Genomic DNA, 24,631 nt, shown 5'->3' on the forward strand with positions numbered 1-24,631 from the left:
GTAGTTGTTGTTTCACAAGCTACTCTTGCATGTGGATCTTTCTCTAATAATGCATCTAGTATAGAATCTGATATTTGATCACAGATTTTATCTGGATGTCCTTCTGTTACTGATTCTGAAGTAAATAAATGTCTTGCCATTTTTATCTCACCTTTCGTTTATTTTTTATATTATCCGCTGCTACAAGAGAAAGTTCTCTTAATATTTTACAAGCCACAACTGTAGATACGTTCGTGCTATCATAGTCTGGACTTAATTCCACTATATCTAAACCTACTATATTTGTATTTGATTGTTTCAATATAGTAAATATTTCTCTAAATTCTCTATATGTTACCCCACCCGGTTCTGGTGTTCCTGTTCCAGGAAAGATTGATGGATCTAAAACATCTAAATCAATAGTTATATAAATATTTTTACCATCTAATTTATTTATTATATCCTTAAAGGTATTTATAGTCTCAACTTCCATGTATGTATGATTATCTTTTAATGCAAAGCTAAATTCTTCTTTTGTTCCAGATCTTATTCCAAATTGGAATATTCTATTATCTCCAACTGTATCCCATACTCTTTTTATTACAGTAGCATGTGAATTTTCATTGTTGTTATATTCTTGCCTCAAGTCTGTGTGGGCATCAAAGTGAATCACAAATACATCATCATATTTTTCATAGACAGCCTTAAAAGCTGGAAGAGTAACTAAATGTTCTCCCCCTATCATAAAAGGTACCTTATTATCATTTACAATTTCTTTAGTTCCTATATATATTTCTTCTAAAACTTTATCTGTATTTCCTATACTTAATTCTAAATCTCCAATATCACATATTTTAAAATCCTCTAAATCTAAATCTAATATTGGGCTATATGTCTCAAGTCCGTAAAACTCTGGTCTCATAGCACTACTTGCAAATCTAGTTCCTGGTCTATTTGAAGTAGTACCATCAAATCCTGCTCCAAATACTACTAAATCTGCCTCTTCATAAGAAGTTTCCATCCCCATAAATGTACTTATATATGAAAATTTATTTGTTTTCATTTAACATATCCTTAACATATTGTGGTAACATAAATGCACCTTGATGTAGGTCACTATTGTAATATTTAGTTTTTAAGTTTAAGTTTTCCCAACCATCTCTATTTTGGTCTTTTACTGGGTCAAACTTCTTAGATGCAAATCCAAATAACCAATGCCCTGATGGATAAGTTGGTATATGAGCTTGATAAACTTTTGCTATAGGAAATATCTTATTTATTTTTTCATTAGCTCTTTTCATTTCCTTAGCATTAAAATCAAAATATGGACTTTCATTTTGATTTACAAGTATCCCTTCAGTAGTTAATATTCTGTAGCAATCATTGTAGAAGTCTACTGAGAATAAACCTTCTCCTGGTCCTATTGGGTCAGTTGAGTCTACTATTATTAAATCATAAGATGCATCTTTAGAATTTTTAACAAATGCTACACCATCTTCATAGTATAAATTTACTCTTTCATCATCTAATTTACATGCACATATATCTATATACTTTCTAGACACATCTACAACCATTTTATCTATTTCAACCATATCTATTTTTTCTATTTGAGGATAACGAGTTAGTTCTCTTACTGTACCTCCATCTCCCCCACCTATTACTAATACATTTTTAATATTCATATTAGTTGCCATAGGTACATGAACTATCATATCGTGGTATATAAATTCATCTTTGTAATTTACCATCATAAGTCCATCTAATGTTAGAAACTTTCCAAACTCCTTACTGTTAAATACATCTACTTGCTGAAAATCAGACTTCTCACTAAATAAATGCTTCTCTACTTTTATTGAAAAACATACATTATCTGTCCATTCCTCTGTGTACCAAAGTTCCATAAAAGTTCCTCCTAATAATTCAAATGTATTTTAATTTTTATATCTATGTGTCCTATATCTATGTGTGGACTAATTTGTGTATTTTTTATTTATATGTTATAATATAGATTCAAATTTATTTTAATTTTATTTATTTTATTTAGGTATTTATTGCTTATATAGCTTCTGGCTTATGAGTAATTTTACCTAAATCTTTTTTTGCTAATTTTTGAATTTTAGCTGTTAATCCTCTTGGTATTTCTGTAGATTCACTTCTTTCTGCTTTTAGAAGTTCTTCTAATAATTCAAAACTCTTCCAAGGATCTATGTCTCCGCAAGTGAAGAAATCTGCTGCTGCATATCCATACTCTGGCCATGTATGTATTGTTAAATGAGATTCAGCTATTATAACTGCGCCTGATACTCCCCATGGATTAAAGTGATGGAAAACAGAATCTACTATTGTTGCTTTTGCATTTAATGCTGATTCATTCATAAACTTTTCTATAAGTTTAGGGTCTCTTAATATTTCCTCATCACAGTTGTAGTATTCTACTAATATATGACGTCCAAGTGTCTCAAATTTCATCCATACCACTCTCCTTCTTTAATCGTTTTTTTATATTAATCTTTTATAACTACTATAGTCTTTATACTTTTATCTTTCATGTCTGTTAAGTAAGCATTATTTGCTTTTAGAGTTTTTATATATTCTATTATTTCTTTTGTTACAACTTCACCTGGAGCAATTATTGGTATTCCTGGTGGATAAGCCATTATAGATTCTCCACAAATTCTATTTATACTTTCCTCTAAAATTACACTTTCTTTATTTTTATAAAAAGCATCTCTAGGTTTAAGTTTTATAATAGGATTTATTTGTTTAATATCTATATATTTAATTTTTTCATTTAACATATTAGATTTTGAAATAGAATCCAGTGCATTTATAAGCCTATCTATATTCGACTTTGTTGTTCCTATTGATATTAATGCTAATATATTATACATATCTCCTAGCTCAACTTGAACCTTATACTTTTGATATAATAAGTCATAAACTTCAAACCCTGTTAAACCCAACCCTCTAACATTTATACAAAGCTTAGTTTCATCTATTGAGTCTACACCATTATTTTCTAGCATTTCTGTAGAAACTACCTTAATACCTTTTATTTTATTTATCTTAAATTTTGCATATCTAGATAAATTTAGTGCTTTTGATAATTGTGATTCTCCATTGGTTTCTAGGTTTAATCTAGCTCCATCGATGCTAGCCATTAATAAGTATGATGCTGATGTAGATTGAATCATATTTATAGTTTGCTGTACTTTTTTCACATCTATATTTTTATTATTTACTAAAAGTGCTGATGCCTGAGTCAGCGCTCCTCCTGTTTTATGAATACTTACCGCAGACATATCAGCCTTTGCATTCATTGCTGAAATTGGTAAATCATCATTAAAATTAAAATGAGCACCATGAGCTTCATCTGCTAATACTAATACACCTTTACTATGGCATAAGCTAACTATTTCTTCTATATCTGAACATGCTCCGTAGTATGTTGGATTTAATAAAAACACTGCTTTTATATCCTTATCTTTATCTAATGCATCCTTTATACAATTTGCACTAACATTTAAACTAATACCTAATGAATTTTCAAACTCTGGCTGTATAAAAATTGGATATCCTCCAGAAAGTATGAGCGCATTTATAACAGATTTATGTATATTCCTTGGAATAAGTATCTTATCTCCCTGATTTATAATACTTAAAATCATTGCATGTATAGCACCAGTAGTACCATTTGTTATAAAAAATGCCTCATCTGCATTATAGGCTTTAGCAAGCTTGTTTTGAGCATCTTTTATAATAGTTCTTGGATTAGATACATTATCCATAAGTGGTGATGAATTTATATCCATTTTCATAATATCTTCTCCAAAATAATCATTGAGTACTTCAACCCCTTGTGCTCTAACATGACCTGGTACATCAAAACATGCTATATCCATCTGTGAATACTCTTTTAATGAATTTAATAGCGGAGCTTCTTGGCAATATTTAATGCATTTTTCGATATTAATCTCCATCCTACAACCTCCTTTCTATACTTTTATTCAATTCTTTGTTTAATTTAAGATTATTATTTTTACACTTAAAATTTACTTTTATTAAACCAACACAATTTATTATATTCATTTTTTCATTTTTTATCAAGGCTTTTTTATTTTTTATATTCTAGTATTTACAATACATAGATAGACTTTTAAACCATATTGTTAATATTAATTTTTTTATAGTTTAGTATTACTAAATTTTTAAAAGTTTTATTTTTTTATTTTTTAAATTTTTCATTTGTTTTATCAACACTTCAAGTTTATTTTTTTTAATATCTAAGTATACAATAACTAAACTTTTTCAAAATATATAAAATTTAATATTTTTCTATTTATATACATTTTTATAAAAACTTACTTCCATTACGTAGACATTAACATAATATTATCTATACTTTCTATCATATTAATTACTAAAAACTAAATAAAGAGGCGAATAATAAATTTATTATTCGCCTCTTTATTTAGTGTATATATTTATATTAATCTACTAGCTTTTCAGCTTCTTTATTGTATTTTTCTAAATCTATATCCTTTTCACTATTTGCTACTACAAGGGTACATACATTGTCTCCCATAACATTTACAGTAGTTCTAAACATATCTATTATTCTTTCAACTCCCATTATTAAACCTATTCCTTCAAGTGGAAGTCCTACTGATTGTAAAACCATAGATAGCATTATCATACCAACACCTGGTACACCTGCTGTACCTATAGATGCAAGAGTTGCTGTTAATACTATAGTTATCATATCATTCATGCTTAAATCAATACCGTATATTTGAGCTATGAATAATGCTGCTATACCTTGCATTATAGCTGTTCCATCCATATTTATTGTAGCTCCCATAGGTATTGTAAATGATCTTGTTGATTTTCCTACACCTAGTTCTTCCATTATCTCTAAACTAACTGGTACAGATGCATTACTTGACGCTGTTGAGAATGTAACTACTGCTACTTGTGTAAATTTCTTTAAAAATGGTTTTATTTTTTGTCTAGTAAATAATTTAAATAATCCGCCATATACAACTACTACATGAACTAATAATCCAAGTAATACTACTAATACATATTTCATAAGACCTATCATCGCATCAGTTCCTACTGTTGCAAAAGTATTAGCAACTAGAGCAAATACACCATATGGAGCAAATAACATTATTATATTTACCATCTTCATACATACTTCATTAGCACTTTCAAATAAAACTTTTATAGGCTCTGCTTTTTTACCTACCACACTTATAGCTATACCTATAAGTACTGCAAAGAATATAACTTGTAACATTTCACCACTTGCTAAAGCTTGTATTGGGTTGCTTGGTATTATATTTAATATAATATCTGTTATTGACTTACTTTCTCCTATTGCTACTGATCCCATTTCTACAGTTCCCATGCTTATACCGCTACCTGGCTTTAATATGTTTCCTAGTATAAGAGAAACTATTATAGCTATTGCTGTTGTTCCTAGGTAAAATAGCATTGTCTTTCCACCAATTCTACCTAACTTCTTTATATCTCCCATAGATGCTATACCACATATTAATGATACAAATACTAAAGGAACCACCATCATCTTTATGGCACTTGTAAATCCATTTCCAAATACTTTAAGTATACCATTTAATAATAATGTATCTTTTATAAATCCTGCTGGTAATTGTTTCACTATTAATCCGAATATAAATCCAAGTAATAATCCTAATAGGATTTTACTAGTTAATGTAAGTTTTTTCTTCATTTAAAATTTCCTTCCTCTCGAACTTTTTTAACTTTCTATATGATTATTATACACAATTCTCACTAAATTGTACATTAAAAATTAAAGTACCATTTGATTATAGCATTATTTTTTTTATCTTTTTAAAGTTATTCAATCCTATACACATATTTTAAAGTTATATTTTTTAAATTAACTTTATTTTATTTAGTTATATACTTCAAATTTGTTATTTTATATAGTGGATGTTTTTTTATTAAGTATTTTTTAATTTTTACTTATTATTTTATTATATATTTTAAATTTTTATTTTATTAATTAAATCAAAAATAGAATAAGGGTTTATAAACCCTCATTCTATTTTTTAGAAAAATTTTAATTTTTAATTATTTATAGATATACATTTATATTTTTATATAGTTAAAAAGGAAATATCTCTTCGATACTCTCCTCTTTAAAGTTTTCTTTTTCAAATATATCATTTGAAACAAAGTATTCTTGTGTAGGATTAGTCTTTTTGTTATCTAAAAATTTAAAGTTACTTGCAACTACATTAGTATATGTTTTACTTACTCCATCTTTCGTTTTATATTTTTCAACTCTAATTTGACCTTCTATACCAATTCTCATTCCTTTAAATACATATTTACAAAGTATTTCTGCTTGTCTACCCCAAATTTCTACTGGTATAAAATCTACATCTCGTACTCCTTCTTTATTTGTATAATTTCTACTAATTGCTATTGTAAATTTGGATTTTGCTCTTTGACCTATATACTCAATTTCTGGATTTTGAGTTAATCTTCCAACTAAAATAACATTATTCATAACTTCTCTTCCTTTTTTATGTATTTTAGTTGAATTATATACATATAATATTATGTTTATACATTTTTATATTCCATATAGAAATATTATTATTTTATATTAATTATTTTAAAATCTTTAGGAAGAATAATTAAACTTATTATATCAACTTCTTTTTTAGTTAAGTTTAATTCTACCTGACCATCTTTAATTAATTCGATCTCTCTTGACTCTTTTCCTAAATTTAGATCTATACATTCTTCCTTATCTGATTTATTAATTATAATTAATATTTTTTCATCACTTGTATACCTTATATATGAAAATAAAGAACCATTTTTCGTGTTTATAAATTTAGTTTCACCTTATAATAAAGCATTATATTTATTTCTTATAGTTGTAAGTTTTTTGTAAAACTCAATCATATCTTTAGCTTCATGCTTCAAAGTATAAGTTCTTCTTTTGTCTAGGTCTGTTTTTCCACAAAGTCCTGCTTCATCTCTATAATATATATTAGGATTATGTATAATCTTCTGTTTTTGCAATTTATTAATAAGCTTCAAATACATTTTTTTAATTTTGTTATTAATTAGTTTAATTATTTTTTTAATAATTTATTTATTTTATATACAAAGTAACAAAATTTGCTAGGCTTAAATAATTTGTAAACAATAAAAAATACCACTTGATGCATACTTGCATCTAGCGGTATTTTTTTATGTTAATTAATAAATTTAATTCTTATCATCATTTAAAACTTCTTTTATACCTTTAAAAGTTCCTAGGAAATTTACTGTATCAGAAGGTAATACTAACTTAGTTGCATTTCCTTGAGCAACCTTTTCTAATGCTTCTATAGATTTTAAAGCTAATATTCTTTCATCTACATCAGATTCCTTCATAGCTGATAATACTTCTCTTAATCCTTTAGCTGTTGCTTCTTGAACCTTTAAAATAACTTCAGCTTCTCCTTGTGCTTTAGCTATAGCCATTTCTTTTACAGCCTCTGCTTCCCCTTGTGCTTTTAGTATAGAAGATTCTTTCAAACCTTCAGCTTCCCTTATCATAGCTTCTTTCTTAGCTTCTGCTCTAAGTATTGCTGATTGTTTTTCTCCTTCCGCTTGAAGTATTGAAGCTGATTTATTACCTTCTGCTTGAAGTATTGCCTCTCTTCTTTCTCTCTCAGCTCTCATTTGCTTTTCCATTGCTACTTGTATATCATGTGGTGGCATTATATTTTTAAGCTCTACCCTATTTACTTTTATACCCCACTTATCAGTAGCCTCATCTAAAATAGCTCTCATCTTTGTATTTATAACATCTCTTGACGTTAAAGTTTCATCTAAATCTAATTCACCTATTAAATTTCTTAAAGTTGTAGCTGTTAGATTTTCTATAGCTGTAATAGCGTCTGCTATTTCAAATACATATCTTACGGGATCTGTTATTTTATAATAAACAACTGTATCTATTTGCATAGTTACATTATCTTTTGTTATAACTGGCTGAGGAGGAAAATCAACAACGTTTTCTCTCAAATCAATTACATAACTCATCTGATCTAAAAACGGAACTAAGAAATGAACTCCTGTATCTGCTACCTTTCTAAATTTGCCTAGTCTCATTATTATACCTACTCTAGATTGTTTTACCACTCTTACACAAGATAGAGCAATAACAATTGCTACTACTATTATAAGTATAGGTATTACTATATTCCCTATCATTTCAAACATAATACATCCTCCTAAATAATTTATATAATTTTTTATTTAACTATTTAATTATAGATACTTCATCATGTTTACTTACAACTAACTTAACTCCCTCTATCTTAATCACTTTAACTTCCTCACCTCTTAAAATCTCACTATTGTCTATAGATATTGCACTCCACTCTTCATTATCTACTACTACTAATCCCATTTGATTTTCTTTTATATCTTCTTTTACTATACCTTTTTTATTTAATACAGCATTAAGATTTGTACTATACTTAAATGTTTTATCTTTTTTAACTATCTTTCTAGTACCTACTATTAATAAAATTATTGATATTACAGCAAATAATATTACTTGGACTATTATACTTTCTATAAAACTACTTAAAAACATAAGTATTACAGCAGCTAAACTAAACCAAATTAAAGTTAAGCTCGGTGTCATAGCTTCTGCTATAGCAAATATTATTGCTACAACTAACCATACTAGTTTCATTGACCCCCTCCTAAATATAAATATATATTAATTGTATTATATCATTATTTAATTTATATCTATATTTATTATAAATTCTGTAATATATTGTAATATTTACTAATTTTCTTCTAATTTAAATAGTATATTTCATTACCATTAATATTTATACTAACTCTATTCCCTCTTACAAGCTTTAGATCTTTATTCTTTAATCTTACTTCTATAGCTTTTTTACTTTTATCCTTTCTTAAAAAAACACTTACTGTTTCTGGATTTTCTATTATATTTTCTACTACAAATTCATTACTTCTTGAGTCTTCTACCTTATCTATACTTATATTATTTTCTCTTATCCCTATGTACTTGAAATTTTTTACCTTTATATTTTCTATTATTAAATCCCAATCTATAGCATATATAGTTTTATCCTCTAAAATCTTAACTCTTGATATATTTTTACATCCAGTTATTTTAGCTTCTAAAACTGTACTTGGGTTATTGAATAAATCATGTCTATTTTTTTTAACCTTAGCCTCTAAATCTTCATACACTACAATGTTCTCACACATTCTATATGCTTCTTCTATATCATGAGTAACAATTATTGAATTTTTATTGTATTCATTTAATATTTCACTTATTTCTAATTCTATGTTTTTTCTTAGATGATAATCTAGCGCCGAAAATGGTTCATCTAGCAACAAAATTTCTGGTTCCGTAACTAAAACTCTAGCTAACGCTACCCTCTGTGCTTGTCCTCCTGACAATTCATAAGGGTACCTATTTTCTAATCCATTAAGCTTTAATTTGTTTATATACTTTTGAGATAATTCTTCTCTATCTTTTTTTTGTAACTTATTTATTCCAATCTCTATATTTTTCTTTACAGTCATATGAGGAAATAGTCCATAATTTTGAAATAAAAATCCGACTTTTCTATCCTGAGGAGGTAGGTTTACTTTTTCATCCGAATCAAATAGTACCTTATTGTTTAATATAATTCTACCTTTATCCGGTGTTTCAAGGCCTGCAATACATTTTAATGTCATACTCTTCCCCGAGCCTGATTGTCCTAAAAAAACTAGTTTTTTACATTCTTGATTTATTTTAACTTTTAATACTTTTTCTCCAACCCTTTTTTCTATATCAATATATAGAGACATTATTTTTTCCTCTTTCCTACTATTTTTAATTGTTTGTTAGACCAATAATTAAGTATTAACATTATACCTAATGACATTAGTATTATTACCATAACCCAAAAGCTAGCCATAGCCATATTTCCACTTTCAACCTCAAAAAATATAGCTATTGGTATTGTTTGTGTTTTTCCGGGTATATTTCCTGCTATCATCAACGTAGCCCCAAACTCACCTATTGCTCTTGCAAATGATAATGCTATACCTCCTATCAAGCCAGGTGTTGATAGCGGTAATACTATCTTTTTAAATATATTCCACTCACTAAGACCTAGGGTCCTTGCTGATAGTATTATATTTTCATCGATTTGTTCAAATGCCGACCTTAAACTTCTGTACATAATTGGTAAAGATACTGCTACTGCTGAAATTACAGTAGCCCACCAAGTAAATATTATATTTTTATTCATTGATATTAATATATTTCCTATTATCCCATTTTTGCCGAATATAAGTAATAAACAAAACCCAACTACTGTTGGAGGAAGTATTAAAGGAAGGCTTAAGATTATCTCGATTAGTGTTCTAAATTTTCCTTTATAATTCATCATAAGATATGCTATTAAAATTCCTATTATACTTGTTATAATAGTTGCAATTAGAGATGTTTTTATAGATATAACTAATGGTGCCAAATCAAGATTCATATTTTATGTAATTCCCCCTATCTTCTAATTATATTTCCTTATACCCATATTTTTTTAAAATATCTTGCCCCTCATTGCTAAATAAAAATTCTTGGAAATTTTTAGCCTCTTCTATATTTTTGCTATCCTTTATTATTGCCATTGGGTATATTATAGACGAATGATATTTATCATCTATTTCCTTTATAACATTAATTTTATTATTGTTTACTACATCCGTTGAATATACAAATCCTACGTCTACGTTTTCTGCTTGAGTCCATGCTAGTACTTCTTTTACATCTTTTGCATAAACTAACTTGTCTTTTACTTTTTCCTCTAAATTTAAATTTTTTAAAGTTTCATATGCATATTCTCCTGCTGGTACACTTTTAGGGTGACCTATTCCTATATGTTTGACTTTTTCACTCATAAGATCATTCATACTATAACTGTTTGAATTATTACTACTAATTAAAACCAAATTATTTTTTACTAAATCTCTTACACTTTCTTTATTTAATATACCTTTTTTATTTAACTCATCTACTTGTTTTTTCCCTGCTGAAATGAATAAATCACAAGGAGCCCCTTGTTCAATTTGTTGTTTTAGAGTTCCTGATGAACCATAATTTATTACTAATTCTACATTATCATTTTTAAGTTCATATTCTTTTTTTAATTCTAAAATTGCTTCTTTTAAACTTGCTGCTACCGAAACATTAATTTGTTTTTTATTATTTTCATTACTTGTACACCCTAAAATACTAGTAGATATTAAACATAATATTCCCATAAAGATGCTAAATTTTTTCATAATATACTTCTCCCTAAATTAATTTTGTAACATCTTTATATTATCAAAAACACCTACATTAATGTAGGTGTTTTAATTATTTTTTATTATTATCTATTATAGTTTTAGTTGTATCTAAATCTTTTCCTATACATCTTTGACTGTTTATTCTTTCTGATACTAACATTTCTGCTAATAGGCCTTTTAATTCATGTACTAATTTTTCTATTTCTTTTTTACCTATTTCTTCTTTGTCAATTTCTTTTTTTACTTCTTTTTGGTCTATTATAGTTTTAGTTGTATCTAAATCTTTTCCTATACATCTTTGACTGTTTATTCTTTCTGATACTAACATAGTATCTACCATATTCTTAGCTTCTTCTACTAAATTGCTTATTTCTTCTTCTGTAAACTCTTCTTTATCAACACTTTGATCTATTATAGTTTTAGTTGTATCTAAATCTTTTCCTATACATCTTTGAGTATTTATTCTCTCTGATGTTAGCATAACTCCTGAAATCCCTTTTATTTCTTTCGCTATTGTAGATATTTCTTTTCCTAACTTATTTAACTCTTCTTGTGTTAATTCTTCTTTTTCTACATCTTGGTCTATTATAGTCTTAGTTGTGTCTAAATCTTTTCCTATACATCTTTGTGTATTAATTCTTTCTGAAGCTAGCATAACCCCCGCTAATCCTGTTAATTCTTCTTTTAAACCATGTAATACATTTCCTAATTTTTTCATGTCCAGCCACCTCGTTGTTAAATTTTGCATCTTTTAATTATAATTACCATATAAACATTTGTAAATACTTTATTTTATCTTACTTTTATTATACCTATTATTGTAAAAATATATATATTTTTTGATTAATTTAATATATTATATTCTTACCACAAATTACCTAAGTTTAAACTCTGATTTTGTTTCTCCAACAATTTCTCCTCTATCATTTTTTAATTTTGGATTATGAAACTTAGATAATTTTTCTTTTTCTTCTTTAGATATTAAACCTAATTGATTTAAAGTTTCTACTACTGCACAGTTAGTAGATATATTACTTCCATCTTCTGTCTTAACAGCTATACCTATCCCATTTTTTTTATCTCCTAATAAATATACACCCTCAGATCCCATTTTCCCAAATATTCTTCCTTTACATGCCTTCATTAATTCTGTACAAAATCTATCACTTCCTCCTACCATCTCAGGATAACTAGTCATAGCTTCAGTAATTTTATTTATGTACTCTGATTTATCATGTATATTTGCAGGATTAGCCATTTGTGCAAATCCATATGCTAAATTTTTTAACTTTAGTGCATGTACTGGAGCACCACACCCATCTACCCCAATTAAGATATTTTTCCTATCACACCCACATATTTTAGATATATCATTTAATATTCTTTGCTGAACTGGGTGTTTCAATTCTAAGTAATCATCTAAAGTTTCCTTATTAAATTTAGCACTAATCAACATTCCACAATGCTTCCCAGAACAGTTGTGATGTTTTTTACTTATATCTTTTCCAGACTTAATTAAATTCTTATATACATTTAAATTAAATGGTATGTTAGTTCCACACTTTAAATTATCTTCGCTAAGATTTGATTTTTTTAATATACTATCTATACCCTCTACATGGTAATCTTCACTGGAGTGAGAAGAGCACATTAGTGCTATTTCTTTATTATTTATACTATATTTTTCACAAGCTCCACTCTCTAAAACTTGTATTGCCTGTATTGGTTTTACGCTAGATCTTGCATATACAATTTCATCTGGATTTGAATGATACTTTAGTAATTTATTATTACTATCGGCTACGGCTATATGAACATTATGGCTACACTCAACTATATTTCCTCTATATGTATTTACTGCTCCCTTCATATTAATCCTCCTTATAAAAAATATTTTATTAATTATTATATGTTATTTTTCTTTATCTATATAATTTTTTAAAATTGGTTCGTATATAAATTATTCACTTTTTAACTTTTAATTGTTTGTATCCAAACTTTCTGGGTAATAAATTATAGAGGTGATTTTTTGAATTCAAAATATGACTGTTTTAAAATAGTCTTACTATTAAAAGAACTTTACTCTAAGACAATGTATTCTATAGAAGACAATTTTAAAGAAGAAAGTTTGACTTATCAACAAATTATCGTAATTAAACTTATTGCTCATAATAATGATTTAACAATATCTGATCTTTGTAAAGAAATGTCTTTAGCCAAAGGTACTGTTTCAGGTATAGTTACTAGGCTTGAACAAGGTGGATATGTGGAAAAATTTAAAAAGGAGACTGATAAACGAAATACTTATCTAAAATTTACTGATAAAGGAAGATCTTTTGCTTTTGAATTTCGATCTAAGATTCAAAAAAGTTTTGATAATACTTTTAGAAATTGTGATAATGAAGATTTATATGAGCTTACACTAAGCTTAAAAAATATTTTATCTAAAATTAAGGAGTGACAATTATGAGTACTAAATTAATCATGGCAATTATATTTATTACATCTGCCCTTGTTTTCTACACTATAGGTGTTTTTAGTGAAAGGAGAGCTAATACTTTAAACAAAAAGCACGTTATAATATTTTGGTTAGGTCTTGTATGTGATACTTTAGGTACAACTACAATGAAAAGTATTGCTTCTAGCGGTAACCTATCTATCTCCCCTCTTGCTGAGAGTATACACGGAATAACAGGTTTACTTGCTATAATTCTTATGCTATTTCACGCTCTTTGGGCAACTTACGTATTATATAAAAATGATGAAAATCAAAAGAGAGTATTCCATAAATTTAGTATAGTGGTTTGGTCTATATGGCTTATCCCTTACTTTATTGGAATGTTTATTGGAATGATGCATTAATAAAATATAAAAAGAACGTTGCTTTAAAACAACGTTCTTTTTATATTTTATAAGATAATAGTAAACTTAGTACCCTTATTTACTTCACTTTCTAAATATATCTTACCATTGTGAAGTTCAATTATCTGTTTTGTTATAGTAAGTCCTAATCCACTTCCACCCTTTACTTCTGAGTTTGCATCTACTACTTGATTAAATCTATTGAATACTGATTCATGATATTTCTTATCTATACCTATGCCTGTATCTTCTATAGTAATTATTACATTGTCATTTTGTTCTTTTATGGTTATTATAATTTTTCCACCCCTCGGCGTAAATTTAGCAGCATTTCCCACTAAATTAACTATACATCTCTCAATTTCACTAGCATCACATACTATATATTTTTCCTCAACCTCAGGATCAATTATTAATTCTATACCATTATTTTCTACATACTCTTTTAATGATAATGTAGCTTCTTCAACAACATATACAATATCATTCTCTTTTAAGTTTAAGTTATATTTGCCATATTCTATCTTTGTGGTATCAATTAGATTATTTATTAGCCTTAATAATCTTTTAGTATTTCTATCCATTACCACCATATATTGAGATAATTTTTCTCGTTCTATACCACCTTGAGATTTATTAAATTCTGTTATAAGTTGTTCAGTTGTATAAATTACATTAAGAGGTGTTCGTAGTTCATGAGATAAATTTATAAAGTAATTATTTTTTCTTCTTTCTAGCTCTATTACTTTATTTAAAAGTTCATTACTTTTTTGCATCTCTTTTCTTAATTGTGATGTTCTCTTCTTTACCATATTATCTAAGCGACTCACTCGATTTACATTATAATAAATTATAAGTACAAGTATTATTATATATATATAAATCGCTAAGTTACTTTTATAAAATGGAGGTTTTATCTTAAACTTAACTTGATTTTCACTAGTTATTGTTCCATTATAGCTCCTTGCTTTTACCCTTAATATGTAATTTCCTGGATCTAAATTACTATAATTTATATCATTTGACTCGACTTTACGCCAACCTTCTTTAGCCCCTTCTAGCATGTAATAATACTGTATATTCTTAGTATTTCTATAATCAGGTAAAAATAAAGTTATATTTATGAAATTTTCATCATGTTCAAATTCCATGTTATTTATGTCATTATATTTTTTGCCATTTATCTCAAAGTTATCAAACATAACTTTTGGTGTGTATTTTTTAGTATTTATATCATCTGGATGGAATATATTTAGTCCATTTATACCTCCAAATATTAATTCTTCTTTCTTACTCTTATACGAAGCATTTCCATTAAACTCTCCGCCTTGTAATCCATCTGTTACACCAAAATTTTCAAACTTTTCTGTCTTCATGTCTAATCTTGATATACCTGAATTAGTACTTAACCATAAATCTCCTTTGTAATCGTCTAAAATCCCATATACAATATCATTTGAAAGTCCATCTTGAGTTGTATAAGTAGTAAACTTACCTGTTTCTTTATTTAGCTTATTTAATCCATAACTAGTTCCTATCCATAAATTTCCATATATATCTTCATTTATATCTCTTATAGTATTTGAACTTATAGAACTTTCATCATTTTTATCATATTTATAGTTTTTTATCTCTTTTGATTTAGGATCTATACTTATGAGACCATTGTCTATAAAACATCCTATCCAATATACACCACTTTTATCTTCATATATAACTTTAGCAAATAAAGACTCTATTCCAGACTTTTCTAGCACTTCATCTAAATTGATTATATCATTAGTCTTAAGGTTTATTATACTTATACCATTTGGAGTTCCCAACCATAAGTTATCTTTACTATCTATAAATACAGTTCTTATATCATCTTCCTTTAATCCATTAGATTTGTCGTATACAATTACACTATTATCATTCTTATCTATTATATTTAAACCACTTTTAGTTCCTATATATATTTTATCTTCTTTTCCAGTTATATCATTTATAGAATTATCACTAAGTGTATAGTTTGTATTCTCTCTATTTAAATGACTTACACCTCCATTTTTTCTATTAATTATGTTTATGCCCTTAGACCTTGTACCAACCCATAATAATTCATCTTCATCTTCATATATACCATGAACTATATTTTCACTTAATGAGTTCTTATTATTAGGATCATTTTTATAGTGAATTACCTTATTTTTGGGGTCAAATATACTTATTCCCGAATATGTCCCAACCCATATAAGTCCACTTTTATCTTCAATTATATCAAAAACGTTGTCTTGAGATACTGAGTTATAGTTAGTACTTTCATTTTTATATGTAATAAATTCTTTACCTTCATTTATTCTTGAAAGTCCCCTATCTGTACCTACCCATAATGTATCATTACTATCCTTATACACTTCTCTTATAAAGTTACTTGGTATAGATGTGCTATCATTTGTATCATGTATATATTTTTTTATCTCATTAGTTTCTATATTAATTCTATTTAATCCATTTTTAAAAGTTCCAACCCACATATACCCATCATCATATAATAAAGCATATATATCATCTTTTATTGTTTCATTTGCATCTTCGCCTATACTATATTTGTATACTTTCTTATTTTTTATATTTAATTTATCTACTCCACTTTTTGTTCCTATCCATATATTCCCATACTCATCTTCTTCTAATTCACGTATATACTGGCTACTTAAATCTTCTTTTCCGCCTAAAATTCGCTCAAACTTATCTTCTTCAGAATTATATAAGTTAAGTCCATCTGATGTTCCTACTATTATCTCTCCATCTTTAGTCATAAGAATATCTCCTATGTTGTTGTGAGATAGATTTCCACTTTCTTTGTCATTAAAATAGTTAGTTATTTTATCTGTATTAATATCTATTTTACTAAGTCCATTAGCTGTTCCTACCCATATGTCTCCATTACTATCTTCTTGAAGGCTTACTATGTAATTGTTTGCTATACTGCTTTTTGACCTTTGATCGTGTCTATATATCTTGAAATCATACCCATTGTATTTGTTAAGACCATCATTAGTACCTATCCATATATATCCATTTTTATCTTGAATAATAACTTCCGCTGTTGACTGGGACAATCCATCTTCATTACTAATTTTTGTAAAGTGTACATCATAACCATATACTTTATATCCATCCCCTAATACTAATATAGTTATAACTAAAATCATTCCTACAATATATTTATTTTTCATTATTTTCCCCTTATTTAAAAATCATTTCTACAAAATTATACTATATTGTACATTATTTTTCTACTTATATAGATGTTTCAAAGCCCCTATCAAGTATATTAGTCCTATTTTACAGATAAATTAATACTCTTTGCAAAAAAAGAAAAGCGCAAAATGCACTTTTCTCTTTTATATACCTATAACTTGAGTTACACCCTTAACTTCCTTAACAAGTAAATTTTCAATAATAGCCTTTAATGTCATTGTTGCTCCTGGGCATCCTTTACATGCTCCTTGCAGCTTTACTAACACAACCCCTTGATCATTAACATCTATTAGTTCTACATCTCCACCATCTCTTTGAAGAATTGGTCTAACTTTTTCTAATGCTTTTTCTACCTCTCCTCTCATGTCTATCCCCCTTATTTTCTGATACTTTTAGTATTCTACATAAATCTTATATTTCCTTTATAAATCTATCTTTTATAAATAATTTGTCTAAGCTTTGATTTAATCATATACACTACTTCTTTTGATTCTCTTATATTTAAAATTAACGTTAGTATTATATATATAATTAAGCCAATTAATGTAGATCCTATACAAGATATAGCTATAAGTTGTTTTTGTTTTTCAAAAATACCCATACCTAGATTAACTATCTCATAGTATGAAAATCTTATTATTAATCCCATAATAATTGATGCTATCGCTACTTTTATAAAAGTTATTATTGTATTTTTCATACCTATTCTTCCTATCTTTTTTCTAAGAGATATAAATAATAATACAGACGTCGCTATAGCAGATATAGAACTAGCTAAAGCAAGCCCACCTATACCCATATATTTAACTAGAACAATAGATAATATTACGTTTACTATAACAGATACAGTTGCATTTTTTACTGGAGTTTTTGTGTCTTGTAGCGAATAAAAAGATTTAGAAAGTATCTCTCTTAATCCATATGCAACTATGCCCATAGAGTAATAAAGTAGTGCTGTTGATGTTAATTCAGTAGCTTTTGAGTTAAATGATCCATGTTCAAATAACAGAGTTACTATAGGCGTTGATAATCCCATTACTATAACCATTATAGGCATCATAGCTATAAGTGTTATATTTATAGATTTTGATACGTTATATTTAAAAGCTTTTATTTTTTTTTCACTAGCTAACTTAGATAGTATTGGATACATTACAGTAGATAAAGATATTACTATAATCCCTACTGCAAACATGTTTAACTTATTTGCATAGTTTAGAGCTGTTATACTCCCAGAATCAAGTGTAGATGCTAAAGTTCTATTAACAACTGTATTTATTTGATTAACATAAGAACCTAAAAATACTGGTAGTATAAGATATAATATCTTTATTATATTTTCATCCTTTAAATCTATAAAAAATTTATACTTATATCCATGTTTAAACAAAAATGGTATCTGAAATAAAAGCTGCGCTATATATGCAAATAAAGTACCATATACCATAAAATATGAATTTGTTATTGAACCTAAAGCTATTGCTATCATTACAAATATATTAAATGGTATAGTTATTAACCCTGATATGTGAACATCTCCTGATGCAACTAAAAAAGATGTTATTAAACCATTTATAGCTATAAATATCATAGAAAAAATTAATATTCTAGAGTAAGATATAGTTAAATCTAGTACCTCTCCTTTAAATCCCATAGCAAATATTTTAACTATATATGGAGCAAACAATATTCCTATTACGATTAATATCATACTTATTACAGTTACTATATTTAATACATTACTTGTAAACTTATATACTTCATCTATTCCCTTTTTCTCTCTTATACTAAAAAACATTGGTATAAATGTTGTTCCAAGAGATGCACTTATACCATCAAATAGTACTACTGGTATATTAAGAGCTGTAAGATATGCATCTGTTATATGACCTGCTCCAAATGTTCTAGCTAGTACTATATCCCTTAAAAAACCTGTTACTTTTGATGTTAATATTATAATCATTAAGATAATAGCAGCTTTTTTTGTTGTTTTAGCCATGTTAAATCCTCGTTTCTAACTCTTGTTATTATGATTTATTTTTCTTAATAGGTTGTATAAATTTAAGTTATTATATAATGATACCACTTTTTTTATTATTATTAAACTTTCTTTAATTTTCATACAAAAAGTGCGTACTTAAAAGTACGCACTTTTTTATTTATTTCTCTGCTAATCTCTTATATGTTTCATATCTTTCTTGAATATTCTCTTCTAGTTGTGCAAACAATTCCTCTGCTACATCTGGGAATTGCTTAGCTATTGCAGAATATCTTACTTGACCCATTATAAAGTCTCTTACATTTCCTTTTGGTTCTTTTGAATCTAAGTTAAATGGATTTTTATTTTCTTTCTTAAGTTCTGGGTTGTATCTATATAAATGCCAATATCCACTAGAAACTGCTTCTGCTTCATTATGAACACTTCTTCCCATACCTTCTTTTAATCCGTGAGATATACAAGGTGCATATGCTATTATTAATGAAGGCCCATCATATTTTTCAGCTTCCATTACTGCTTTAATAAGTTGATTTTTATCTGCACCCATAGATACTTGTGCTACATATACATTTCCATAACTCATAGCCATCATACCTAAGTCTTTTTTCTTAGATCTCTTACCTGATGCAGCAAATTTAGCCATAGCTGATAATGGAGTAGACTTTGATGCTTGTCCTCCTGTATTTGAATATATCTCAGTGTCAAATACTAATACATTTACATCTTCTCCTGATGCTAGTACATGATCAAGTCCACCATAATCAATATCATATGCCCATCCATCTCCACCTACGATCCATTGAGATCTTTTAACTAAATAATCTTTTCTAGCTTTAATTTCATCTACTAATTCTTTAGCTTTTCCGCTAAATGATTTATTTTCTATAACTTCTATAACCTTTTTACTAGCCTCTTTAGATGCTTCTCCATCATTCATAGTGTTTATCCAATTTTCAAATACGTCTTTACATTCATTGCATCCTTCGCTTGTAATCAACTCTTCCATTAAGTCACGTAACTTTAATCTAATTTGCTTAACTCCTAGATACATACCATATCCAAACTCTGCATTATCTTCAAATAATGAGTTAGCCCATGCTGGACCTTTTCCTTCATGATCTACAGTGTATGGAATTGAAGGTGCTGAACCACCCCAAATTGATGAACATCCTGTAGCATTTGCTATCATCATTCTATCTCCATATAATTGTGTTACAAGTTTTATATAGGCAGTTTCTCCACATCCTGCACAAGCTCCTGAGAACTCAATAAGTGGAGTTCTAAATTGAGAGTCTTTTACATTATTTGCGATAACTAGATCTCCCTTATATGATACTTTAGATACTGCATAATCCCAGTTTGGTATTTCTGCATCTATCTGAGTATCTAGAGGTTTCATCACTAATGCTTTTTCTTTAGCTGGGCATATATCTGCACAGTTTCCACAGCCTGTACAGTCCATAGTATCTACTTGCATTCTATATTGTAAACCACCAAATGCTTTTCCAACAGCTTTTTTAGTTCTGAAAGTTTCAGGTGCATTATTTACTTCTTCTTCATTTAATAAGAATGGTCTTATAGTTGAATGAGGGCATATATATGAACATTGATTACATTGAATACAGTTTTCTAATATCCATTCTGGAACATTAATTCCTATACCACGTTTTTCATAAGCTGCAGTTCCTGCTGGGAATGTACCATCTTCTATTCCATTAAATGCACTTACAGGTAAAGAATCTCCTTCTTGGGCATTCATAGGTCTTAATATTTCTCTTATAAATTCTGGCTCATTTTCATGATGTTCTTCACTATCTGTTGCATTTGCCCATGAATCTGGTATATTTATCTTTACTAAAGCACTCTTACCTTGCTCTACTGCTTCATAGTTCATATTAACAACTTTTTCACCTTTTTTACCATAAGCATTACTTATTGATGATTTTAAATATTTCGTTGCCTCTTCTTCAGGTATTATATTTGCTAATTTAAAGAATGCTGATTGCATTATCATATTTATTCTATTTCCAAGACCAATTTCTTGTGCTATTTTAGTAGCATTGACTGTGTAGAAGTCTATATTATTTTTAGCTAAGTAATTTTTCATCTTTGCTGGTAAATGATCTTCTAATTCTTTTTCATCCCATATTGTATTTAATACAAATGTACCATTTGATTTTAATCCTTTTAATAAATCATATTGAGTTACATATGATTGATTATGACAAGCTATATAATCTGCACTATCTATTAAATAAGTAGATCTTATTGGTTCATCTCCAAATCTTAAGTGAGACATAGTTACCCCACCAGATTTTTTAGAATCATATGCAAAGTATGCTTGAACATACTTATCTGTATTATCTCCTATTATCTTTATAGCTTGTTTATTTGCTCCAACTGTACCATCTGATCCAAGTCCCCAGAACTTACAATTTATAGTTCCTTGTTTTACTACTTTAAGTTCTTCTTTAACTTCTAAAGATTTATGAGTTACATCATCAACTATTCCTACTGTAAATTGATCTTTTGGATTGTCACATACTAAGTTATCAAATATAGCTTTTATATCTGTTGGTGTTACATCCTTTGATCCAAGTCCATATCTACCACCTATAATCATAGGAGCATTTTCTTGTCCATAATATGCAGCACGTACATCTAGATACAGAGGTTCTCCTATTGCACCTGGTTCTTTAGTTCTATCTAGTACACATATTTTGTTAACACTCTTTGGAATTACTTTTAATAAATGTTCCTTACTAAATGGTCTAAATAAATGAACTTTTACCAGTCCATATTTCTCGCCTTTTGCATTTAATTCATCTATAGTTTCTTCAATAGCCTCAGTTACTGAACCTATTGCTATTAATATTTCTTTTGCATCTTCTGCTCCGTAGTAGTTAAATAATCCATATTGTCTACCTGTTAACTCGCCAATTTTATTCATATAATTTTCTACTATCGGAACTATTTCTTCATAATATTTATTACTTGCTTCTCTTGTTTGGAAGTATATATCAGGATTTTGAGCTGTACCACGAGCTACAGGATGATTTGGAGATAAAGCTCTATTCCTAAATTCTTGCAATGCCTTTTTGTCTAGTAAGTTTGCATAGTCTGAGTACTCAAGTACTTCTATTTTTTGTATTTCATGTGATGTTCTAAATCCATCAAAGAAATGTATAAAAGGAAGTCTTCCTTTTATTGCTGCTAAATGAGCTACAGGTGCTAAATCTGCTACCTCTTGAACTGACCCTGATGCTAACATTACACATCCAGTTTGGCGTGCTGCCATAACATCTTGATGATCACCAAATATTGATAATGCTTGGGCTGCTAAGGCACGAGCACTTACATGGAATACTCCTGGAAGCAACTCTCCTGATACTTTATACATATTAGGTATCATAAGAAGCAATCCTTGTGATGCTGTATAAGTAGTAGTTAATGCTCCTGATTGTAGTGATCCATGAAATACTCCTGCTGCTCCTGCCTCAGATTGCATTTCAACAACATTTACTTTTTGATTGAATATATTTTTTAAACCTTTAGCTGACCAATCATCCACTGATTCTGCCATATTTGATGATGGTGTTATTGGAAATATTGCAGCTACCTCAGTATAAGCATATGATACATATGCTGCTGCTGCATTTCCATCCATAGTTTTCTTTATTTTTCCCATAGTTTTTCTCCTTCTATGTAAATAATATCATGACTTCTATTTATTATTTTTCCATAAAGTAGCTTTAATATTCTACTTTAATAAATTTATATTATTAATTTTATATAGTCCTATCTTTAATACTTTTGTCGTAATATAATGCGCCTAATATAGATAGCATATTACACCCTAATAGAAATAAATTAGCTTTATTCAAGGAAAACTTCTCTATAAAATATCCAACACTAGCAGTTCCAATTATAGTTGATACACTATTAAATATAGCAAATGCTACTAACTGTGATGATGTTTTTAAATTACTAGGAGATATTCTATCTATTATTATTTTTCCTACTACTAATATTATTGGTAATGTAAATGCTTGTAGGACAGCACTAATATATATAATATTTATATTACTTCCAAATCTTAGGATTAGTATTTGAAGAAATAGTCCTAATGGTGATAATAATAATAATTTGTCAGGACTTAATTTATGCATAATTTTTTGTGCTAAAATAAGCATAGCTATCTCACTTATTGAGCTTATAAAATTAAATATTCCTAAGTTTACAGTGTTTCCCCCTACATATTCTATTCTATAAGGTACTAACTGACAGTATCCTCTAAACGGGATACAAATTATTAATAATATAATTACAGTGAGTATATATTCTTTATTATTGAATAACTCTTTTAAATTTCCACAACCCTTATATTCTTTTACCGTATCTTTTATCTTAATGCTTATAAATAGAGTTAATGACAACATTATTAGATATATTATGTTTAATATATGATATCCATACTTTTCTGTTATAATTCCTGATGCTAATACTCCAAATGCCCACCCAGTTGAACCAAAAGCTCTAAAAAATCCAAATTTTGACTTTGCATTTTCTCCACTTTCTATTACCCAACTATCAGGTATACTAGTTAATATATAATAAAAAAATCCCATAATTACAAAACTAATATAAAATAATATTTTAATATTTATGAAAATAGCTAATGCTGTACTAAACATTACACCTAACAAAGAAAATATAAATATTTTTTTAATTGTTTTTAATTTATCACAGCAACAACCTGCTATTAGTTGTCCCAAAATTCCGCTTACAGTATAAAAACTTATTAATGTAGCCGTTTCTATTGGACTAAACCCTTTATATTGTAAAAATGGAATCAGCATTCCTGCTATACTTGATAATCCAAAGAATAATAGAAAATACAATAATTTAAATAAAATTAAATCCAATTCATCCCTCCTTAATATAAATAAAATTTAGTATTCCCTATTATCTATAATTTGAGTATAGATAAATAAAAAAAGAAACTATTTTTCAATAGTTTCTTAAAATAAAAAAGATTACGTGGCTACGTCTTACTCTCCCAGGAGGTCACCCTCCAAGTACCATCAGCGCTAAAGAGCTTAACTTCTGTGTTCGGTATGGGAACAGGTGTATCCTCTTTGCTATAATAAC

At 27.8% G+C, this 24,631-nt stretch carries 22 protein-coding genes, 1 rRNA gene and 1 pseudogene; 2 read left to right on the plus strand and 22 right to left on the minus strand.

The genetic code is table 11. The features are described from left to right. The 16 genes and pseudogenes from I4U89_RS14890 to I4U89_RS14965 form a co-directional block, all read right to left on the minus strand. A partial coding sequence (locus I4U89_RS14890; RefSeq protein ID WP_243279229.1) for an S-adenosylmethionine synthetase N-terminal domain-containing protein occupies positions 1-140 on the minus strand: 140 nt, incomplete at its 3' end. 2 nt (positions 141-142) lie between these two features. Then, positions 143-1,042 (minus strand): agmatinase, encoded by a 900-nt coding sequence (gene speB / locus I4U89_RS14895; RefSeq protein ID WP_195941062.1) that lies wholly within the window; start codon positions 1,040-1,042, stop codon positions 143-145. Next, entirely contained in the window at positions 1,029-1,883 is an 855-nt protein-coding gene (speE, locus tag I4U89_RS14900) for a polyamine aminopropyltransferase (protein WP_195941063.1), read from the minus strand. Before speE ends, speB begins: the two co-directional genes overlap by 14 nt. A gap of 154 nt (positions 1,884-2,037) precedes the next feature. After that, positions 2,038-2,451 (minus strand): adenosylmethionine decarboxylase, encoded by a 414-nt coding sequence (speD, locus tag I4U89_RS14905; protein WP_092923090.1) that lies wholly within the window; start codon positions 2,449-2,451, stop codon positions 2,038-2,040. 35 nt (positions 2,452-2,486) lie between these two features. After that, positions 2,487-3,962, minus strand: a complete 1,476-nt coding sequence (locus tag I4U89_RS14910) for an aminotransferase class I/II-fold pyridoxal phosphate-dependent enzyme (RefSeq protein ID WP_195941064.1) — start codon at positions 3,960-3,962, stop codon at positions 2,487-2,489. A 509-nt stretch (positions 3,963-4,471) separates the two neighbouring features. Then, positions 4,472-5,740, minus strand: a complete 1,269-nt coding sequence (locus I4U89_RS14915; protein WP_195941065.1) for a dicarboxylate/amino acid:cation symporter — start codon at positions 5,738-5,740, stop codon at positions 4,472-4,474. A 399-nt stretch (positions 5,741-6,139) separates the two neighbouring features. Next, positions 6,140-6,547 carry a single-stranded DNA-binding protein gene (locus I4U89_RS14920; protein ID WP_195941066.1) on the minus strand — a complete coding sequence of 136 codons (408 nt, stop codon included), beginning with the start codon at positions 6,545-6,547 and terminating at the stop codon, positions 6,140-6,142. 89 nt (positions 6,548-6,636) lie between these two features. Then, a pseudogene (locus I4U89_RS16050) lies at positions 6,637-6,879 on the minus strand (cyclomaltodextrinase C-terminal domain-containing protein); the annotation flags it as partial. Positions 6,880-6,891: 12 nt separating this feature from the next. Continuing rightward, a complete protein-coding gene (locus tag I4U89_RS14930) occupies positions 6,892-7,071 on the minus strand; it encodes a hypothetical protein (protein ID WP_195941067.1) in 180 nt (59 codons plus the stop codon). A 189-nt stretch (positions 7,072-7,260) separates the two neighbouring features. Next, complete coding sequence (locus tag I4U89_RS14935) at positions 7,261-8,253, minus strand: SPFH domain-containing protein (protein WP_195941080.1); 993 nt, start codon at positions 8,251-8,253, stop codon at positions 7,261-7,263. A 49-nt stretch (positions 8,254-8,302) separates the two neighbouring features. Continuing rightward, positions 8,303-8,743 carry an NfeD family protein gene (locus tag I4U89_RS14940; RefSeq protein WP_195941068.1) on the minus strand — a complete coding sequence of 147 codons (441 nt, stop codon included), beginning with the start codon at positions 8,741-8,743 and terminating at the stop codon, positions 8,303-8,305. A 110-nt stretch (positions 8,744-8,853) separates the two neighbouring features. Further along, positions 8,854-9,888: a sulfate/molybdate ABC transporter ATP-binding protein gene (locus tag I4U89_RS14945; RefSeq protein ID WP_195941069.1), complete on the minus strand. Its 1,035-nt coding sequence runs from the start codon at positions 9,886-9,888 to the stop codon at positions 8,854-8,856. Beyond that, positions 9,888-10,571 carry a molybdate ABC transporter permease subunit gene (modB, locus tag I4U89_RS14950; protein WP_195941070.1) on the minus strand — a complete coding sequence of 228 codons (684 nt, stop codon included), beginning with the start codon at positions 10,569-10,571 and terminating at the stop codon, positions 9,888-9,890. Before modB ends, I4U89_RS14945 begins: the two co-directional genes overlap by 1 nt. A 28-nt stretch (positions 10,572-10,599) precedes the next feature. Continuing rightward, the gene (gene modA, locus I4U89_RS14955; RefSeq protein WP_195941071.1) at positions 10,600-11,367 is read right to left on the minus strand and encodes a molybdate ABC transporter substrate-binding protein; all 768 of its coding nucleotides are present in this window, start codon (positions 11,365-11,367) and stop codon (positions 10,600-10,602) included. 76 nt (positions 11,368-11,443) lie between these two features. Further along, positions 11,444-12,091: a hypothetical protein gene (locus tag I4U89_RS14960; protein WP_195941072.1), complete on the minus strand. Its 648-nt coding sequence runs from the start codon at positions 12,089-12,091 to the stop codon at positions 11,444-11,446. Between the two features lie 156 nt (positions 12,092-12,247). Then, positions 12,248-13,243 (minus strand): asparaginase, encoded by a 996-nt coding sequence (locus I4U89_RS14965; protein ID WP_195941073.1) that lies wholly within the window; start codon positions 13,241-13,243, stop codon positions 12,248-12,250. 159 nt (positions 13,244-13,402) lie between these two features. Between I4U89_RS14965 and I4U89_RS14970 the strand changes: the two genes are divergently transcribed. Next, positions 13,403-13,834: a MarR family winged helix-turn-helix transcriptional regulator gene (locus tag I4U89_RS14970; RefSeq protein ID WP_330615583.1), complete on the plus strand. Its 432-nt coding sequence runs from the start codon at positions 13,403-13,405 to the stop codon at positions 13,832-13,834. 5 nt (positions 13,835-13,839) lie between these two features. Beyond that, positions 13,840-14,235 (plus strand): HsmA family protein, encoded by a 396-nt coding sequence (locus I4U89_RS14975; protein WP_195941074.1) that lies wholly within the window; start codon positions 13,840-13,842, stop codon positions 14,233-14,235. Positions 14,236-14,282: 47 nt separating this feature from the next. On the opposite strand, the gene I4U89_RS14980 is transcribed toward I4U89_RS14975, so the two are convergent. The 6 genes from I4U89_RS14980 to rrf all read right to left on the minus strand — a co-directional run. Then, entirely contained in the window at positions 14,283-17,456 is a 3,174-nt protein-coding gene (locus I4U89_RS14980) for a ligand-binding sensor domain-containing protein (RefSeq protein WP_243279228.1), read from the minus strand. Positions 17,457-17,624: 168 nt separating this feature from the next. Beyond that, positions 17,625-17,846, minus strand: coding sequence for a NifU family protein (locus tag I4U89_RS14985; protein ID WP_195941075.1), 222 nt, complete (start codon positions 17,844-17,846; stop codon positions 17,625-17,627). 65 nt (positions 17,847-17,911) lie between these two features. Beyond that, a complete protein-coding gene (gene murJ, locus I4U89_RS14990; RefSeq protein WP_195941076.1) occupies positions 17,912-19,480 on the minus strand; it encodes a murein biosynthesis integral membrane protein MurJ in 1,569 nt (522 codons plus the stop codon). 160 nt (positions 19,481-19,640) lie between these two features. Continuing rightward, positions 19,641-23,168: a pyruvate:ferredoxin (flavodoxin) oxidoreductase gene (gene nifJ, locus I4U89_RS14995; RefSeq protein ID WP_195941077.1), complete on the minus strand. Its 3,528-nt coding sequence runs from the start codon at positions 23,166-23,168 to the stop codon at positions 19,641-19,643. Between the two features lie 100 nt (positions 23,169-23,268). Beyond that, complete coding sequence (locus tag I4U89_RS15000; protein WP_195941078.1) at positions 23,269-24,405, minus strand: MFS transporter; 1,137 nt, start codon at positions 24,403-24,405, stop codon at positions 23,269-23,271. 113 nt (positions 24,406-24,518) lie between these two features. After that, a 5S ribosomal RNA gene (rrf, locus tag I4U89_RS15005) occupies positions 24,519-24,631 on the minus strand; the annotation flags it as partial.

Source organism: Romboutsia sp. 1001713B170131_170501_G6 (assembly GCF_015668195.1).
Classification (GTDB): Bacteria; Bacillota; Clostridia; order Peptostreptococcales; family Peptostreptococcaceae; genus Romboutsia_C.

What these genes read in the sequence shown, in the direction of transcription:
- speB (WP_195941062.1), bottom strand. Translation starts at nt 1,042, where the DNA reads ATGAAAACAAATAAATTTTCATATATAAGTACATTTATGGGGATGGAA.
- speE (WP_195941063.1), bottom strand. Translation starts at nt 1,883, where the DNA reads ATGGAACTTTGGTACACAGAGGAATGGACAGATAATGTATGTTTTTCA.
- speD (WP_092923090.1), bottom strand. Translation starts at nt 2,451, where the DNA reads ATGAAATTTGAGACACTTGGACGTCATATATTAGTAGAATACTACAAC.
- I4U89_RS14910 (WP_195941064.1), bottom strand. Translation starts at nt 3,962, where the DNA reads ATGGAGATTAATATCGAAAAATGCATTAAATATTGCCAAGAAGCTCCG.
- I4U89_RS14915 (WP_195941065.1), bottom strand. Translation starts at nt 5,740, where the DNA reads ATGAAGAAAAAACTTACATTAACTAGTAAAATCCTATTAGGATTATTA.
- I4U89_RS14920 (WP_195941066.1), bottom strand. Translation starts at nt 6,547, where the DNA reads ATGAATAATGTTATTTTAGTTGGAAGATTAACTCAAAATCCAGAAATT.
- I4U89_RS14935 (WP_195941080.1), bottom strand. Translation starts at nt 8,253, where the DNA reads ATGATAGGGAATATAGTAATACCTATACTTATAATAGTAGTAGCAATT.
- I4U89_RS14940 (WP_195941068.1), bottom strand. Translation starts at nt 8,743, where the DNA reads ATGAAACTAGTATGGTTAGTTGTAGCAATAATATTTGCTATAGCAGAA.
- I4U89_RS14945 (WP_195941069.1), bottom strand. Translation starts at nt 9,888, where the DNA reads ATGTCTCTATATATTGATATAGAAAAAAGGGTTGGAGAAAAAGTATTA.
- modB (WP_195941070.1), bottom strand. Translation starts at nt 10,571, where the DNA reads ATGAATCTTGATTTGGCACCATTAGTTATATCTATAAAAACATCTCTA.
- modA (WP_195941071.1), bottom strand. Translation starts at nt 11,367, where the DNA reads ATGAAAAAATTTAGCATCTTTATGGGAATATTATGTTTAATATCTACT.
- I4U89_RS14960 (WP_195941072.1), bottom strand. Translation starts at nt 12,091, where the DNA reads ATGAAAAAATTAGGAAATGTATTACATGGTTTAAAAGAAGAATTAACA.
- I4U89_RS14965 (WP_195941073.1), bottom strand. Translation starts at nt 13,243, where the DNA reads ATGAAGGGAGCAGTAAATACATATAGAGGAAATATAGTTGAGTGTAGC.
- I4U89_RS14975 (WP_195941074.1), top strand. Translation starts at nt 13,840, where the DNA reads ATGAGTACTAAATTAATCATGGCAATTATATTTATTACATCTGCCCTT.
- I4U89_RS14980 (WP_243279228.1), bottom strand. Translation starts at nt 17,456, where the DNA reads ATGAAAAATAAATATATTGTAGGAATGATTTTAGTTATAACTATATTA.
- I4U89_RS14985 (WP_195941075.1), bottom strand. Translation starts at nt 17,846, where the DNA reads ATGAGAGGAGAGGTAGAAAAAGCATTAGAAAAAGTTAGACCAATTCTT.
- murJ (WP_195941076.1), bottom strand. Translation starts at nt 19,480, where the DNA reads ATGGCTAAAACAACAAAAAAAGCTGCTATTATCTTAATGATTATAATA.
- nifJ (WP_195941077.1), bottom strand. Translation starts at nt 23,168, where the DNA reads ATGGGAAAAATAAAGAAAACTATGGATGGAAATGCAGCAGCAGCATAT.